Below are 14,699 nucleotides of genomic sequence, written 5' to 3' on the forward strand. Positions count from 1 at the left end.
CCTCACCCCTTCATCGTTCGCCCGACCCGTCGCCACGTCGGCCGCCGTCCTCACCGCCACGTGGGGCGATACGACCTAGAATCAGAGGTGGGGCGAGCGGTTCGCTCGACAGGGCCGAGCTGGAGGCTGGAAATGAGCAGCTGGCGACGCCTCGTCCTGTCATGGATGGCTGCGACTGCCGGGGTGGCCGTGCTGTCCGCCCCCGCGCCCGCCACAGCGGTGGTCGCTGCGGCCCCGACCGCCAGCGTGGCAGCCGTGCCCGCCGTCGTCTCCCCCGCGGCGACAGCGCAGGCGGTGCTGAACCGGCTGACGACGGCCCAGCGCATCGGGCAGCTCTTCATGGTCGGCGGCTCGGTCAAGGGCCTGTCGGCGGCGACTCGCACCGCGATCAGCCGCTACCACGTCGGCAACCTCATCCTCACGGGCCGCACGACCACCGGCGCCGCGCCGGTGCGGGCCCTGACCGCGGCCGCGCAGCTGGCGACCACCAACGCGGCCACCTCGGCGGTGACCCTGCTCGTCGCCTCCGACCAGGAGGGCGGCCTCGTCCAGGTGCTGCAGGGCCCGTGGTTCTCGAGGATGCCCACGGCACTGACGCAGGGCACCTACACCGACGCCGGGCTCACCCGGAGCGCCACGCTGTGGGGCAGCCAGGTGCTGCGCGCCGGGGTCAACGTCAACCTCGCCCCCGTCATGGACACCGTCTCGGCGTCGTTCGCCCCGCTGAACGCGCCCATCGGCGCCCTCCAGCGCGAGTTCGGCCACACGCCGGCCCTCGTCGCCGAGAAGGGATCGGCCTTCACGCGCGGCATGCGGTCGACCGGACTCGCCCTGGCGGCCAAGCACTTCCCCGGCCTCGGCCGCGTCACGGGCAACACCGACACGACAGCGGGCGTCACCGACCGGGTCACCACCCGCACGTCGCCCGACATCGGCCCGTTCCGGTCCGCGCTCGGAGCCGGGGCCCAGCTGCTCATGGTCTCCTCGGCCGTCTACAGCCGCATCGACGCCGCCCGACCCGCGGTCTTCTCCCCCACCGTCATCACGGGGATGATCCGCGGCGACCTGCACTTCACGGGCGTCGTCATCAGCGACGATCTGGGCGCGGCCCGAGCCGTGCAGGCCTGGTCACCCGGCACCCGTGCGATCAGGTTCCTCGACGCCGGTGGCGACGTCGTGCTCACCGTCGACCCCACGGTGATCCCGGCGATGGTCAACGCCGTCAGCGCGAGGGTCGCCATCGACGCCACCCTGCGTGCCCGGGTCAACGCGGCTGCGCTGCGGGTGCTCACCGTCAAGGCGGCCAACGGCATGCTCGGCACCAGGATCGCGGTGACCGGATCGCTGTCCACGTCGACGATCTCGTCGCTCCAACGCTGGCTCGGCGTCACGCGTACGGGAACGCTCGGCAGCGTGACGGTCCGCGCGCTGCAGGTCCGGGTCAACGTGCCCACCACCGGCGTCTGGGGCAGCCGGTCGATGGCCGCCCTGCAGTCCTACCTCGGCCTCTCACACGACGGCGCCACCACGTGGAACGCGCGCACCGTCCGCCAGCTGCAGGCCTACCTCAACACCCAGCTCTGACCGATCGAAGAACAGTGCGTCACGTGGCCGGGGTGACGGAGCGTTCTCTCGATCGAGAAGGGGGGTCGGCGTCGAGGCGGACGTACGCGTCCCCTTGCGTCGGGCGCCGATCCACCTCTCCCCGGGCCGGCCAGAGCGAGAAGGCTCGCTCGGCCTGGGCCGTGATCGTGAGGCTCGGGTTGACGCCGAGGTTCGCCGACACCGCGGATCCGTCGACGACATGGATGCCCGGATAGCCCCAGAGCCGGTGATAGGGGTCGACGACACCGGTCTCGGGCGTGTCGGAGATGACCGCGCCGCCGAGGAAGTGCGCCGTCATCGGGATGTCGAGCACCTCGCCGATGCTGCTCCGCAGGCGGGCCCGGCCCCCGGTCAGCGCCTCGAGCCGACGAGCCAGGCCGGTCACGGCAGGGATCGCCTCGGGGATGTGGGTCGGGTTGGGCTCGCCCGTGCCCTGCGTCGAGGTGAGCGTCGAGCCGACCGGCCACTTGCGGCGCCGCACGGTGATCGAGTTGTCGTGGGTCTGCATGACGAGCGCGATGATCGTCCGCTCGCTCCACCGGCGCTTCGACACCGACCGCGCCAGTTCGAGCGGGTGCCGGGCGGCGGCGGCGACGAAACGCATCCAGCGCGGTCCCTTTCCCTCGGACGGCACCGCCATGACGTCCATCAGTCCGGACGCGTTGCTGCCCCTGCCGTAGCGGCAGTTCTCGATGTGCGTCGAGTCGTCGATGTTGAAGCTCGTCGTGATGGCGATGCCGCGGGTCAGGTCCTGACCGGCCGGGACCCGGTCGAGCACGACACCCGAGAGGGACTCGGAGTTCGTCCTGGTCAGCACCCCCAGCTGGTCGGAGATGCGTGGCAGCGGTCCGTCCTTCAGGGCGTGGAGCAGCTTCGCGCTGCCCCACGCACCGGCTGCCACGACAACCTGCCCGGTCGTCACCGTCGACCACCGGCGGCGGCCCCACGGACCCGTGTGCGCCGTCGTGACGGCATACCCGCTCTCGGGTGAGTCGGGGTCGAGGGGGCGCACCGAACGGACCGTGCGCATCGGCTCGATGGTGACGCCGCGGCGTTCGGCGAGGGCGAGGTAGTTCTTCATCAGGGTGTTCTTGGCGCCCACCCGGCAGCCGACCATGCAGTTGCCGCACTGGGTGCACCCGGTGCGCTCCGGACCGTCGCCGCCGAAGTAGGGGTCGGGCACGCGCTTGCCCGGCTCGCCGAAGAAGACGCCGACCGGGGTGCGGCGGAAGGTGTCGCCGACGCCCAGGTCGTCGGCGGTGGCGCGCATCATCTGCTCGACGGGGCCGTCGCACGTGTTGGTGACGACGCCGAGCATCCGCTGCGCCGTCGCGTAGTGCGGCGCGAGCTCGGCCTCCCAGTCGGTGATGTGCGCCCACTGCCGGTCGCGGAAGAACGGAGTCGGGGGGACGTACAGGGTGTTGGCGTAGTTGAGCGAGCCGCCGCCGACCCCCGCGCCGGCGAGCACGAGGCAGTCGGGCAGGCGATGGACGCGTTGGATGCCGTAGCAGCCGACCCACGGCATCCAGAAGTACTTCGGCAGGTTCCAGCTGCTCTCGGCGAAGTCGTCGTCCTCGTAGCGCCGGCCCGCCTCGTAGACGTGGACCCGGTAGCCCTTCTCGGCGAGACGCAGGGCCGCGACGGAGCCGCCGAAGCCGGACCCGATGACGACGACGTCGTGGTCGTGCTCCATGGGCACAGCCTAGGGTGGCCGAGGGCCTGGGGCTACCGAGAGTAACTTGCGTCACCTGACCGGGACCCCTGACGCGGCAGCGCTGCGAGGGGCAGCATGGGGGCATGCCCCGTCCCCGGACGGTGATGCGACGCCTGCCACTCACGAGCGCCCTCCTCGCCGCCATCATCGCCCTCTCGGTCGTCACCCGGACCCTGTGGGACCCGCTGCTCGACCGGTCCCTCCACACGAGCCTCGGCTACGGGCTGCCGGCCTTCGAGTCCGGCGGCTGGTGGACTCTCGCCGCCGGCGCCTTCTTCGCGGCAAGGCCCCTCCAGTACGTGCCCATCGTCGTCGGCCTCGCCGTGTTCGGCGGGTTCGCCGAATGGCGGCTGGGCACGAGGAGGTATGCCGTCGCGCTCGTCGCGTGCCACGTCGCCGGGGTCGTCGGCGCCGCGGGTCTCCTGTGGCTCACCCGCGACCACGGCTACGTCTGGACGACCACGCTCGCACACGCTCGCGACGCCGGCCCCTCGGCCGCGTTCCTCGGGGCGGCGGCCGCGGCGACGGTGACGGTCGCGCCGCCCTGGCGGGGGCGCGCGCGGACGCTGCTCGTCGCGTACGTCGTGCTCTTCCTCATCCACATGGGCGCCCTCGCCGACCTCGAGCACCTGCTCAGCGTCGGGCTGGGGCTGGCCCTCGGGCCGTTCCTCGTCGGTCGTCGCCCGGCCCTCACGCGGCGGCAGCTCACCCGGCGGGACTTCCGGCTGCTCGCCTCCGGCTTCTTCGTCGTCGCGGCGGCCGAGGTGTCGCTGCGCCCCTTCACCACCGGCGACGGACCGTTCATGGTCACCCTGTCGCCCGACGCGCGCGCCCAGGAGCTCTCCAACCCCGACCTCGCGTTCGGGGTGCTGCAGATCGTGCTGTGGCTGTGGCTCGCCCGGTCGCTCTACAAGGGCCGGCGGCGCGCCTGGCGCTGGGCGGTCGCGCTGCTCGTCGTCGTGCTCGGGATCCAGCTGGCCAACTACGGCTGGATGGTCGCGACCGGGGAGCCCGGGCTCCTCGCCGCCGGCTGGGAGACGGTCGGCAACGGCGCTGGTCTCGTCGTGCTCATCGTCGGGCGGCATGCCTTCCGCAACCCGTCACCGCGTCGCGCGCGCCGCACCCGCGGAAGCCTCGTGGCACCCGCCGACGACGACCAGCGCGCGCAGGCCACGGCCCTGCTGCGCGAGGAGGGCACCGTCAACCGGCTCGCCTGGATGACGACCTGGCCGGAGAACCGGTGGTTCACCAGCCCCGACCGCGCCGGCTACGTCGCCTACCGCGTGCACGCGGGCGTGGCCGTCGGCCTCTGCGACCCGGTCGCCGCCGACGAGGAGGACCGGGCGGCCCTGCTCGTCGAGTTCTCCGACCGCGTCCACGCCCAAGGGCTCGTGCCGTGCCTCTTCACGGTCAGCGCCGAGGCGTGCCGCCACGCGCGCGAGCTGGGGTGGCACAGCCTCCAGGTCGCCGAGGAGGCCGTCATCGAGCTGCCCACCCTCGACTTCGTCGGGAAGGCCTGGCAGGACGTGCGCACCGCGCTCAACCAGGCAGCCAAGCTCGGCATCCACCTCAGCCTCCAGCCGCTCGCCCAGCTGCCGCGCGGGCTGCAGATGCAGGTCAAGGCCATCTCGTCGGAGTGGGTCGAGGACAAGGGTCTGCCCGAGATGGGCTTCACCCTCGGCGGCGTCGACGAGGCGATGGACCCGGCAGTGCGCGTGGGCCTGGCCGTCGACGGCGAGTCCACGGTGCACGGCGTCACGTCGTGGATGCCGATCCACGACGTCGGCGGCGCGGCCGTCGGCTGGACGCTCGACGTCATGCGGAGGCTCCCCGGCGGCTTCCGCTACTCGATGGAGTTCCTCATCGCCTCGGCCTGCCTCAGCTTCCGCGACGAGGGTTCGTCAGTCGTGTCGCTGTCGGGCGCACCCCTGGCCCGCAGCGCGGCGAACGACGACGGGCTCGACCGCGGCACGGTCGACGCGTTCCTCGACAGGCTCGGCGAGACGCTCGAGCCCTACTACGGCTTCCGCTCCCTGCTCGCCTTCAAGGCCAAGTTCCAGCCCGTGCACCACCCGCTCTACCTCGTCTTCCCCGACGAGGCGGCGCTGCCACGGATCGGGCTGGCGCTCAGCCGCGCCTACCTGCCCGACGCGGGCGTGCGCGACCTCGTGGCGCTTGCGCGCACGGGCCACTGAGGTGTCCAGCGCGGGTCGCCAACCCGCGCCGGCGCGCTCAGTTGCCGAGGTACGGGGAGACGACGACCTCGACGCGCTGGAACTCCTTGACGTCGGAGTAGCCGGTCGTGGCCATGGCGCGCTTGAGGGCGCCGATGACGTTCGTCGTGCCGTCGGCGTGCCGACCCGGGCCGAAGAGGATCTCCTCGATCGACGCCTGGCTGCCCAGGGCGATCCGCTCGCCGCGCGGCAGCTGCTGGTGGTGCGCCTCGGGACCCCAGTGGTAGCCGCCGCCGGGGGCGTCGGTGCCGCGCGCGAGGGCCGCGCCGAGCATGACCGCGTCGGCGCCGCAGGCGATCGCCTTGACGATGTCGCCCGACGTGCCGACGCCGCCGTCGGCGATGACGTGGACGTAGCGGCCGCCCGACTCGTCGAGGTAGTCACGGCGGGCGGCGGCGACGTCGGCCACCGCCGAGGCCATCGGGGCGTGGATGCCGAGCGCGGTGCGCGTCGTGTGCGCCGCCCCGCCACCGAAGCCGACGAGGACGCCCGCCGCGCCGGTGCGCATGAGGTGCAGGGCCGCCGTGTAGGACGCCGCGCCGCCGACGATGACGGGCACGTCGAGCTCGTAGATGAACCGCTTGAGGTTGAGCGGCTCGGCGCGGCCGCTCACGTGCTCTGCCGAGACGGTGGTGCCGCGGATGACGAAGAGGTCGACGCCCGCGTCGACCACGGTCTTCCAGTGCTGCTGGGTGCGCTGGGGCGACAGGGCGCCCGCGACCGGGACACCGGCGTCACGCAGCTGGCGCAGCCGCTCGGTGATGAGCTCGGGCTTGATCGGCTCGGCGTAGATCTGCTGCATGCGGGCGGTCGCGGTGCCCGGCTCGATGTCGGCGATCTCGCGCAGCTGGGTGGTCGGGTCCTCGTAGCGGGTCCACAGGCCCTCGAGGTCGAGCACCGGCAGGGCACCGAGCTTGCCGAGGGCGATGGCCGTCTCGGGCGAGACGACGGAGTCCATCGGGGCGGCCATGACCGGGATGTCGAAGTGGTACGCGTCGATCTGCCACGACACCGAGACCTCCTCGGGGTCGCGCGTGCGCCGCGAGGGCACGACGGCGATGTCGTCGAAGGAGTAGGCGCGCCGTCCGCGCTTGCCTCGGCCAATCTCGATCTCGGTCACCGGCCGATCCTACCGACCGGCCCCGCCGACGACGTATGCCGTCCCGCGGGCTCCGCGGGACGGCATACGTGGTCGGGGTGGTCGGCTCAGCCGGCGTAGTTGGGGGCCTCGACCATGCCCTGGATGTCGTGCGGGTGGCTCTCCTTGAGCGAGGCCTGCGTGATGCGCACGAACTGGCCCTTCTCCTGCAGCTCGGGCACGGTGCGCGCACCGACGTAGAACATCGACTGGCGCAGGCCGCCGAGCATCTGGTGGGCGACCGCCGAGAGGGGGCCGCGGTAGGCGACGCGCCCCTCGATGCCCTCGGGCACGATCTTGTCGTCGGACTCGACCTCGGCCTGGAAGTAGCGGTCCTTGGAGTAGGACTTCTTACCGCGGCTGCTCATGGCACCGAGCGAGCCCATGCCGCGGTAGCTCTTGAACTGCTTGCCGTTGACGAAGATCAGCTCACCCGGGCTCTCCTCGCAGCCGGCGAGGAGCGACCCGACCATGACGGAGTCGGCGCCGGCGACGATGGCCTTCGCGATGTCGCCGGAGTACTGGAGGCCGCCGTCGGCGATGACCGGGACGCCGGCCGGCTTGCAGGCCTGGGCCGCCGCGTGGACCGCCGTGATCTGCGGGGCGCCGACGCCGGTGACGATGCGGGTCGTGCAGATCGAGCCCGGACCGACGCCGACCTTCACCGCGTCGGCGCCCGCGTCGACGAACGCCTGCGCGCCGGCAGTCGTCGCGACGTTGCCGCCGATGACCTGCACGTGCCGGGTGGCGGGGTCCTTCTTCAGGCGCTCGACCATCTCGATGAGCAGCCGCACGTGCCCGTGGGCGGTGTCGGCGACGAGCACGTCGACGCCGGCCTCGATGAGCGTCGTCGCGCGCTCCCACGCGTCGCCGAAGTAGCCGATCGCCGCACCGACCATGAGGCGGCCGTCGGCGTCGTTGCTGGCGTTGGGGAACTGCTCGCTCTTGACGAAGTCCTTGACGGTGATGAGGCCGGTGAGGTGGCCCTCGTCGTCGACGAGCGGCAGCCGCTCGCGCTTGTGCTGGCGCAGCAGCGCGGTCGCCTCGTCGCGGCTGATGCCGACGTGGCCGGTGATGAGCGGCATCGGCGTCATGACGTCGCGCACGAGGGTCGTGGCCCACTCGGCCACCGGCGTGAAGCGCAGGTCGCGGTTGGTGACCATGCCGATGAGCTTCTTGTCCTCGCCGATGACCGGCAGGCCCGAGACGCGGTACTCGCCGCAGATGGCGTCGAGCTCCTCGAGGGTGCGGTCCGGGCCGATGGTGATCGGGTTGGAGATCATCCCGGTCTGGGTCCGCTTGACGAGGTCGACCTGGTAGGCCTGGTCCTGGATCGACAGGTTGCGGTGCAGCACACCGAGGCCACCCTGGCGGGCCATGGCGATCGCCATGCGAGCCTCGGTGACGGTGTCCATCGCTGCGGAGATGAGCGGCGACGTGATCGACAGCTCACGGGTGAGGCGCGTCGTGGTGTCGATGTCGTTCGGGGCGAGGTCGCTGTAGCCGGGCAGGAGCAGGACGTCGTCGTACGTCAGTCCCATCGTGGCGAAAGCAGCGGGCACGTCAGACGATCCGAGGCTCATTCGCCGATTCTACGGGCTCGCAGGGGCTCCCCCGAACACGCCTCAGGAGGCGGGAGCCGCCGACGAGGCAGCGGCGCCGGACGTGCGCGCACCAGGTGTCGCAGGCGTCGCCGGGGTCGCAGCCGTCGCGGGCGTCGACGCCGCCGGGTGGGCCGGGGCCGCCGGGGTGGCCGGGGCGGCCGGGGCGGCACCCACGGGGTGCGCAGCGCCCGGTCCCGCCGGTGGAAGGACCTCGGGCGCGGCGGCTCGCTGGCCCGGCTGCGGGCTCGTCGGCGGCCCCACGAGGGACTGCTGGTTCGCCGGGTCGGCCAGACGGCCGACGACGGGGGCGGGCCCCGCGACGGTGGTGTCGGTCGGTGGCGTCGTCTGGTCGCTGGTCGTGCCCGTGGTCCCGGTGGAGGGGTCGACCACCCAGATCGGGTCGCCGCCGGTCTGACCCGCGGGGCCGCCGGTCTGGGCGTCGGCTCCCTGGCCGTTGCTGGTGGCGCCGCCCGGACGGGTCCTGGCCGGCTTTGCGGGCTTGTCCTTCGGGGTCTTGTCCCGGCCCCCCGCCGGGGCGGCGACAGAACGGCCCGACGCCGACGGCCCCGCGGCGGAGCCGCTGCCGGGAGCCCCGACGGCGCCCACAGTGCCTGCGTGGGCTGCGCCCCCACCTGCGGCCGCACCCGCCGCAGCCGCCGCGGCGGCCGGCGTCCTGGCCTGCGCCACGGCGGCGGGGAGCAGCACGAAGGTGCCGTCCGTTCCGCGCGCGAGCACCAGACCGCGCGCGGTCGTGGTGCCGTCGGTGGCGGGGAGCCCGAGGCGCGACAGCAGCGCGCTGGGGGCGCCGCTTCGGGCACTCTGCTCCATGCGCTGCTCGATGCGTGCCCGGTCGGCCAGCAGGGAGCCCTCGTGGGGGCGGGTCACCGCAGCCGCCACGCCGGCGCCACTGGCCGCCACGGCGAGCGCGGCGAACGCGCCCAGGTAGCGGTGCTTGTTGGCGATGCGCCGCCGACCCGTGCGTGCGGGCAGCGGGGTGTCGGCGTGCGCGGCGAGGGCGGCGAGGAGCCCGGCCACAGGCTCACTGCCGACGTCGGCACGGCCCGCGAGGCGGTCGAGGAGCAGGTCGTCGGCGAGCACGTCGCCCGCGCTGCTGAAGGGAGACATGTCGTTCACGCGACGTCACCCGCCTCGGCGTCGGCGATGAGGCCGCGCAGCTTGCCCAGGGCTCGGTGCTGGGCCACGCGGACGGCGCCGGCCGACATGCCGAGCGCTGCCGCGGTCTCCTCGGTCGACATCCCGACCGCGACGCGCAGGGTCAGGATCTCGCGTTGCTGCGGCGGCAGCTGGCGCATGAGGCTCATCGCGGTCGCGGCGTCGTCGCGCATGATGGCGACCGACTCGGGCGAGGGCCCGTCGGCCGGCCCGTCGGGGATCTCGGCGACGGGCGCCGGACCCCGCATGGCGGCACGCTGGGCGTCCGCGAGCTTGCGAGAGGTGATCGTGTAGACGAACGCCTCGAAGGGCAGGCCGCGCTCCTCGTAGGTCGGCAGAGCCGTCACGATGGCCATGCACACCTCCTGGGCGACGTCCTGGGCAATGTCCTCGGCGCCGAAACGACCGAGTCGGACGCGGGAGTACCGCAGGGCCATGTCCCTGACGCGGGCCAGCAGCAGGTCCCGCGCATGCGGGTCGCGCACAGCATCGGCAGCCAGCTCACGAAGCGATGGAGCGTCCATCCGCTCCATCGCTGCTGCCCCGCCCGGTGTTACGCGGGCGCGCCTCGACCATCCAGGACCCATGTGAGTCGTCGTCCCCCGAACTGTCGTCTCGTAGTTCCAGCGCCACGGTGCGCTGCTCGTCGGCCTGCCCGGAGCGCGCCCATGCTAGCCCGACCTGCGCTCCCCGACGACCCTGGGGGAGGCCCCCAGCACGTCTCCGACGAGCATGCCATCCGAATGGCAATTCTTGAACAAGTCCTTAAGATTCCAACCTTTATCCGTGATCGCGTGCCCGGTTAGCGTCGATTTCGCGGTTCGCGCCCCCACATGCACCGAGCGGACCGGTTAGACCTGGCGGCTATCCCGCCCGACCTGAGAGACGAGTTCATGGCCGAGATCACCCGCCTGCCCGGACCAGTCGCCGACCTCTGGGACTGGCAGCTGGAGGGCGCCTGCCGAGGCACCAGCCCCGAGGTCTTCTTCCACCCCGAGGGAGAGCGCGGCCCACGCCGCCGCAACCGCGACGCCCAGGCCAAGGCCGTCTGCGCCGCCTGCCCCGTCGTGGCCGCCTGCCGCTCGCACGCCCTCGAGGTCCGCGAGCCGTACGGCGTCTGGGGCGGGCTCACCGAGTCCGAGCGCGAGCTGCTCTACGACGGCATCCAGGAAGCGTCCTGACGCAGCCCTGACGGGCCCGTTGGACGACACGGGCCTTTCGACGACACGAGCCCGACACGAGCCCGACACGACTGAGGGCCGCTCCCCGGGGGAGCGGCCCTCGTCGTGCGTCAGGCGTGCACGCCGGACGTACGCGTCAGACGTCGGTCAGTGGCCGTGGCCGTGACCGTGGCCGCCGGCCTCGGGCTCGTCCTCGGGCTTGTCGACGACGAGCGTGTCCGTCGTGAGGATCATCGACGCGATCGACTCGGCGTTGCGCAGCGCGGAGCGGGTCACCTTGACCGGGTCGATGACGCCGGCGGCGATGAGGTCGCCGTACTCGCCGGTCGCCGCGTTGAGGCCCTGGCCGATCGGCAGCGCAGCCACCTTGGAGGTGACGACGTAGCCCTGGTGGCCCGCGTTCTCGGCGATCCAGCGCAGCGGCTCGGCGACGGCCTTGCGCACGATGCTGGCACCGGTGGCCTCGTCGCCCGTGAGCTCGAGGCTGTCGATGGCCGAGGCGGCGTGGATGAGGGCGGTGCCGCCACCGGCGACGATGCCCTCCTCGATCGCGGCGCGGGTCGCGGAGATCGCGTCCTCGATGCGGTGCTTCTTCTCCTTGAGCTCGACCTCGGTGTGCGCGCCGACCTTGATGACGCAGACGCCGCCGGCGAGCTTGGCGAGACGCTCCTGGAGCTTCTCCTTGTCCCAGTCGGAGTCGGTGCGCTCGATCTCGGCCTTGATCTGGTGCACGCGGCCGGCCACCTCGGACTCGTCGCCGTTGCCGTCGATGATCGTCGTGTTGTCCTTGGTGAGGACGATGCGGCGGGCCTGGCCGAGCACGGTCAGGTCGGCCTGGTCGAGCTTGAGGCCGACCTCCTCGGCGATGACCTGGCCACCGGTGAGGATCGCGATGTCCTGGAGCATGGCCTTGCGGCGGTCGCCGAAGCCGGGGGCCTTGACGGCCGCCACGTTGAACGTGCCGCGGATCTTGTTGACCACGAGCGTCGAGAGGGCCTCGCCGTCGACGTCCTCGGCGATGATGAGCAGCGGCTTGCCCGACTGCACGACCTTCTCGAGCACCGGGAGGATCTCCGCGACCGCGGAGATCTTGCCCTGGTTGATGAGCACGTAGGCGTCCTCGAGGACGGTCTCCATGCGCTCCGTGTCGGTGACGAAGTAGGCCGAGAGGTAGCCCTTGTCGAACTGCATGCCCTCGGTGAACTCGAGCTCGGTGGCGGTCGTCGAGGACTCCTCGACGGTGATGACGCCGTCCTTGCCGACCTTGTCGAACGCCTCGCCGATGAGGCCGCCGAGGGTGGCGTCCTGGGCGGAGAGGGTCGCGACGGAGGCGATCTCGTCCTTGCCGTCGACCTCGCGGGCGTTCTCGAGGAGGCGGTCGTTGACCGCGGTGACGGCCTTGTCCATGCCGCGCTTGAGCGCGGCCGGGGCGGCGCCCGCGGCGACGTTGCGCAGGCCCTCCTTGACCATGGCCTGGGCGAGCACGGTCGCGGTCGTCGTGCCGTCACCGGCGACGTCGTTGGTCTTGGTCGCGACCTCCTTGGCGAGCTGGGCGCCGAGGTTCTCGTAGGGGTCCTCGAGCTCGATCTCGCGGGCGATGGTCACGCCGTCGTTCGTGATCGTGGGGGCGCCCCACTTCTTGTCGATGACGACGTTGCGGCCCTTCGGGCCGAGCGTCACCTTGACGGCGTTGGCGAGCGCGTTGACGCCGCGCTCGAGCGACTTGCGGGCGGAGTCGTCGAACTCCAGCTGCTTGGCCATGGTGTTCCTTTGGCTCGGGTTGCTTTGCGGTTCTTGGGGATTCCGGGCGGATGCGATCGTGCCCGGTCAGGCGAGGGGCCGAACGAGGCGCACCCCGGGGAGACCCCAGCGGGGCTCACCGGGGTGCGTCACGGCATACGGCGTCGGGTCAGCCGACGATCGCGAGGACGTCGCGCGCGGAGAGGATGAGGTACTCCTCGCCGCCGTACTTGACCTCGGTGCCGCCGTACTTGCTGAAGATGACCTTGTCGCCGACCTTGACGTCGAGCGGCACGCGCTCGGTGCCGTTGTCGTTGAAGCGGCCGGGGCCGACGGCGAGGACCTCGCCCTCCTGCGGCTTCTCCTTGGCGGTGTCCGGGATGACGAGGCCGGACGCGGTGGTCTGCTCGGCCTCGAGGGACTTGACGACGATGCGGTCTTCGAGCGGCGTGATGGAAACCGACACGGTGGTGACCTTCCCTTCGGGACAGTCGAAAACTGGATTGCGGACTGTGGGCTCTCGAGACTGGTCGCCGTCGCGGGGGTCGACCTCCCTCGAGGAGGACGCTGGCACTTCCGGGTGGAGAGTGCCAACAGGAAGAAATCTAGGTTTCGGTTAGCACTCGGTCAAGTCGAGTGCCAGAATCCGTCGCGCGTCGCCCCGAGCGGGTCGGACCGTCCTCGCTGGCAGGATGTGCGCATGGACGCCGCCATGGTCGATCGCCTCGCGACGGGTGAGGGCTGGGCGCTGCTCCAGTCGCTGCCGCCCTACGACGAAGCCGGGTCGCTCCACCTGCAGGACCGCCTCCGCGAGGCGGGCTTCGCGGCCGACCTCGTCGCCGCCGCGATGACGCAGTCGCGGCTGCGGTCACGCGGCACCGAGAAGTTCGGCGACTTCGCGGCCGGCATGCTCTTCACCGCCGACGGTCTCGAGCAGGCGACCCGGCTCGCGATCGCCGCCCGGCACGCGCACCGCTACGTCAGCGCGGGGGTCCGCGAGGTGCACGACCTCGGGTGCGGGCTCGGCGCCGACGCGATGGCCTTCGCCGGCCTCGACCTCACGGTGCACGCCGTGGACGCGGACGACGCCACGGCCCGCGTCGCCGCCGTCAACCTGCGGCACTGGCCGTCGGCCCGGGTCACCCACGGACTCGCCGAGGACGTACGCCTGCCGCCGGGTGACGCCCACCGCCACGTCGGCGTGTGGCTCGACCCCGCCCGCCGCGTTCGCGGAGTGGCCGACGTGCAGGGCCGCACCAAGCGAGTCTTCTCGCTCGATGCCATCTCGCCGTCGTGGTCGCAGGTGCTGGCCTTCGCCGATGCCGTGCCCGCGACCGGCGCGAAGCTCTCCCCCGCCTTCCCCCACGGGTCCGTGCCGCGGGGGGCGGAGGCCCAGTGGACCTCCTGGCACGGCGAGGTGCTCGAGTGCGCCGTCTGGTGGGGCCCGCTCGTGTCGACGACCGGGCGCACCGCCGCGGTGTGCACCGAGACGTCGACGTCCGTCGTCACCGAGGACGACGCGGGCGACGGCGCGCCCCGCCCCGTCCTGGGCTCGGTCAACGAGATGGGCGAGTGGCTCTACGAGCCCGACCGCGCCGTGATCCGCGCCGGCCTCACCGGGGCCCTCGTGTCGGCGGTCGAGGGGACCGAGCTGGCCACCGGCGTGGGCTACGTGACGAGCGCGGTGGCGCGCGACCTGCCGTGGGCGCGCCGGTTCCGCGTGGTCGAGGCGATGCCGCTGTCGACGAAGCGACTGGCCCGCTGGCTGCGCGACCAGGGCCACGACCGCGTCACCATCAAGAAGCGCGGCGTCACCCTCGACGCCGACGTGCTGCGCCGGCAGCTGAAGATGACCGGCCGCGGCAAGGGCGGGTCGGAGGCGATCCTCGTGCTGACGCGCGTCGGCGGTGCCCAGGCCGCCGTCGTCGTCACCCCCGCCTGACCGACCTCCCCGACCCCCCTCGAGTGCTCAGTTCCCAAGCCCCAGTCGAGTGCTCAGTTCCCAACGCCAGGCCCCAGTCGAGTGCTCAGTTCCCAACGCCAGGCCCCGGTCGAGTGCTCAGTTCCCAACGCCAGTCCCCGGTCGAGTGCTCAGTTCCCAACGCCAGGCCCCGGTCGAGTGCTCAGTTTCGTGACGGAGGGACGTCGGGAAATGGGCACTCGACCAATGGGTGGTGGCTGCGCGGCTGCTTGGCTTCAGATCGTCTGCGCAACACGAATTGCGTGGAGGCAGGCATGGGCGGAATCCCGGGGACGTACTCGTTGGCTCAGCGGGAGCAGGCGTTGGCGCTGCTGGGGGCGGGGCTGGCG

General features: G+C 72.3%; 11 protein-coding genes. 4 read left to right on the forward strand and 7 right to left on the reverse strand.

The features are described 5' to 3' along the window. Window positions 1-165 precede the first annotated feature (165 nt). Entirely contained in the window at window positions 166-1,584 is a 1,419-nt protein-coding gene (locus tag ACXR8F_RS19625) for a glycoside hydrolase family 3 N-terminal domain-containing protein (RefSeq protein WP_458803075.1), read from the forward strand. Window positions 1,585-1,603: 19 nt separating this feature from the next. Here ACXR8F_RS19625 and ACXR8F_RS19630 read toward each other — a convergent pair whose 3' ends face one another. Then, on the reverse strand, window positions 1,604-3,298 hold the full coding sequence (locus ACXR8F_RS19630) for a GMC oxidoreductase (RefSeq protein ID WP_458803077.1): 1,695 nt from the start codon (window positions 3,296-3,298) through the stop codon (window positions 1,604-1,606). Window positions 3,299-3,402: 104 nt separating this feature from the next. Between ACXR8F_RS19630 and ACXR8F_RS19635 the strand changes: the two genes are divergently transcribed. Beyond that, window positions 3,403-5,514 carry a bifunctional lysylphosphatidylglycerol flippase/synthetase MprF gene (locus tag ACXR8F_RS19635; RefSeq protein ID WP_458803079.1) on the forward strand — a complete coding sequence of 704 codons (2,112 nt, stop codon included), beginning with the start codon at window positions 3,403-3,405 and terminating at the stop codon, window positions 5,512-5,514. Between the two features lie 37 nt (window positions 5,515-5,551). On the opposite strand, the gene ACXR8F_RS19640 is transcribed toward ACXR8F_RS19635, so the two are convergent. From ACXR8F_RS19640 to ACXR8F_RS19655, 4 genes are all read right to left on the reverse strand, one after another. Continuing rightward, window positions 5,552-6,673 carry a GuaB3 family IMP dehydrogenase-related protein gene (locus ACXR8F_RS19640; RefSeq protein WP_045187581.1) on the reverse strand — a complete coding sequence of 374 codons (1,122 nt, stop codon included), beginning with the start codon at window positions 6,671-6,673 and terminating at the stop codon, window positions 5,552-5,554. 86 nt (window positions 6,674-6,759) lie between these two features. Beyond that, complete coding sequence (gene guaB, locus ACXR8F_RS19645) at window positions 6,760-8,274, reverse strand: IMP dehydrogenase (RefSeq protein WP_045187583.1); 1,515 nt, start codon at window positions 8,272-8,274, stop codon at window positions 6,760-6,762. Window positions 8,275-8,316: 42 nt separating this feature from the next. Continuing rightward, window positions 8,317-9,420, reverse strand: a complete 1,104-nt coding sequence (locus tag ACXR8F_RS19650) for a hypothetical protein (RefSeq protein WP_458803081.1) — start codon at window positions 9,418-9,420, stop codon at window positions 8,317-8,319. 5 nt (window positions 9,421-9,425) lie between these two features. Further along, window positions 9,426-10,055, reverse strand: coding sequence for a sigma-70 family RNA polymerase sigma factor (locus ACXR8F_RS19655; protein ID WP_458803083.1), 630 nt, complete (start codon window positions 10,053-10,055; stop codon window positions 9,426-9,428). 306 nt (window positions 10,056-10,361) lie between these two features. Here ACXR8F_RS19655 and ACXR8F_RS19660 point away from each other — a divergent pair, with 306 nt between their 5' ends. Next, window positions 10,362-10,649, forward strand: a complete 288-nt coding sequence (locus tag ACXR8F_RS19660; RefSeq protein WP_045187799.1) for a WhiB family transcriptional regulator — start codon at window positions 10,362-10,364, stop codon at window positions 10,647-10,649. Window positions 10,650-10,796: 147 nt separating this feature from the next. Here ACXR8F_RS19660 and groL read toward each other — a convergent pair whose 3' ends face one another. Continuing rightward, window positions 10,797-12,410 carry a chaperonin GroEL gene (gene groL, locus ACXR8F_RS19665; protein ID WP_045187589.1) on the reverse strand — a complete coding sequence of 538 codons (1,614 nt, stop codon included), beginning with the start codon at window positions 12,408-12,410 and terminating at the stop codon, window positions 10,797-10,799. Window positions 12,411-12,558: 148 nt separating this feature from the next. Then, complete coding sequence (groES, locus tag ACXR8F_RS19670; protein WP_045187591.1) at window positions 12,559-12,855, reverse strand: co-chaperone GroES; 297 nt, start codon at window positions 12,853-12,855, stop codon at window positions 12,559-12,561. Between the two features lie 234 nt (window positions 12,856-13,089). Between groES and ACXR8F_RS19675 the strand changes: the two genes are divergently transcribed. Beyond that, window positions 13,090-14,331 carry a class I SAM-dependent methyltransferase gene (locus ACXR8F_RS19675; RefSeq protein ID WP_458803085.1) on the forward strand — a complete coding sequence of 414 codons (1,242 nt, stop codon included), beginning with the start codon at window positions 13,090-13,092 and terminating at the stop codon, window positions 14,329-14,331. The last annotated feature ends 368 nt before the right edge of the window (window positions 14,332-14,699 follow it).

The sequence above is a fragment of the Terrabacter sp. AAH1 genome, assembly GCF_054456855.1.